Below are 1,694 nucleotides of genomic sequence, written 5' to 3'. Positions count from 1 at the left end.
TTCAAGCTGACCCGCGCCGCCGCTCTTAGCGAGTGGCGTCAGCTTTGTTCCGGATAGGTTCGCGGTTTCCGCGGCAAACTGAGACTGGTTCGAATTCGTCTGACAGCACCCCTTGCCGAATGGCCGCGTCATTCTCCCCAAGGGTGCCGTGGCCGAAACCGTCGGACATCTTTGCGATATGTCGACCATGCCAAACGGAGGCGAACGTGCCTGGCTTGAGGCTGATATCGCGGAAATGGCGCGCATGTTCGCGGATCTGATGCAGTCGGATTACCTGCGTCTGCGGCTGGACAGGATCCAAACCAACGCTTGTCGCAAGTTCCACATCGACGCGGTTATGGCACGCATTCGCTTCGCCGAACCAAAGTAGCTGAGATCTACCGCAAGACAGGAAATCTCCGCGCGGTCCAACTTCTGCTTGGGCACACAAAGGTCGATAGCACCGTGCGATACCTGGGCGTTGAATTGGAAGACGCGCTAAGCATTGCAGAGCGCATAGACATCTGAGACAGTTTGGCGAGCGGCGCTGTCGGTCGCCAATCCATAGTGGTTCTAGTTCTTTTACGCAGGAGTGGGACGTAGCGTGCCCTGAGCGGAAGTGTCAAAATCTTGTTGCGTACGCTCGCAGCACAGTTTTCTCGGCTCAGGCGCAATTTACAGGGTGCGGGACCGAGCGGCCATTTGATCACGCCGCGAGTACTTGTGCAGAAGCGGCGCGAAAATCGCTGCGTTGCAGCCAATGTTATCAGGCCAGTCATTCATAGTCACGGGGAAGCCTTGATCACATACTCCTCTTTCGCCGCACTCAGGCCAGACAATTTCTTTCGGTAGTTCACCAAGGATCTTGGTCACCGGCAGTTTCAAAAACTATCTGCCCTAGTGGTGCTAGCGTTGCGACGAGGGAAACTTCCTTGACTCTATGCTGGCTAAGGACCACAAAAAGTGCATTGGTGAAAATTACTCGTCGCCGCGATGCTGCCGGTTTCGATGATCCAATGGCCTTCAGACTAACTGTAGCATGTACCCCAGCAAAGGAACGGGTTTCGCTGGGGTCTTCGTGATGAGCTAGTTCCTCGCAAGCATACACAACTGTCACCTGACAAGTCCCAGTCGTCGAGTGACCCATGAAAGAAAGCGCCGTATGAACAACACATGGCTCATAAATTGCGTGCTTGATGCCCGATAGATCAGGTCTCAGGCTTCGCTTCAATCTGTCATTCATCGTGTTTTCGAACCGCGTTTTTTGTTTGATCCCGACACTCTTGTTGTTGCTCACAGGGACGCAGCTTCCTGCCCAAGTCTCAGGCAATGCCGACGGAATGGTTTGTGAGGAAGGTTTCGAAAACAAAAACGGATCGTGTCAAAGAGCAAACGCACCTGAAAATGCGCATCTGACCGGCAGTTCCTATGGTCCAGTTTGGGAATGCAACCATGGATTCCAGCGTGTTGGAGATCTTTGTGAGGAAATAGCAGTTCCTAAAAACGCATATCTTGCATCGACCGGAGATCGATGGGAGTGCAATCGGCTCTTCCGACAAGTCGGAGAAAAATGCGAAGAATTGATTGCGCCTCAAAATGGGTACGTCGAAACCCGGTTTGGCGCACAGGAAGTACACTGTGACTGGGGATTTCGTAAGGAAGACCAGGATTGTGTTGCGATTAGTGTCCCCAGCAACGGCCGCCTGACTGACAAA

At 53.2% G+C, this 1,694-nt stretch carries 1 protein-coding gene and 2 pseudogenes; all 3 read left to right on the top strand.

Features of this window, described 5'->3' with window-relative positions; translation table 11 throughout:
* Window positions 1–148: 148 nt before the first annotated feature.
* On the top strand, window positions 149–370 hold the full coding sequence (locus AC2FM5_RS19570; protein ID WP_496737642.1) for a DUF1826 domain-containing protein: 222 nt from the start codon (window positions 149–151) through the stop codon (window positions 368–370).
* Window positions 334–507: pseudogene (locus tag AC2FM5_RS19565) on the top strand (tyrosine-type recombinase/integrase); the annotation flags it as partial. The gene AC2FM5_RS19570 and the pseudogene AC2FM5_RS19565, both read left to right, overlap by 37 nt.
* Window positions 508–1,175: 668 nt before the next feature.
* Window positions 1,176–1,694 (top strand): annotated as a pseudogene (locus AC2FM5_RS19560) (hypothetical protein); the annotation flags it as partial.

The organism is Ruegeria sp. BHSA162 (genome assembly GCF_059613385.1).
Note: the sequence above shows the minus strand (reverse complement) of the source record. Positions and strands in the feature narration are given on the sequence as shown.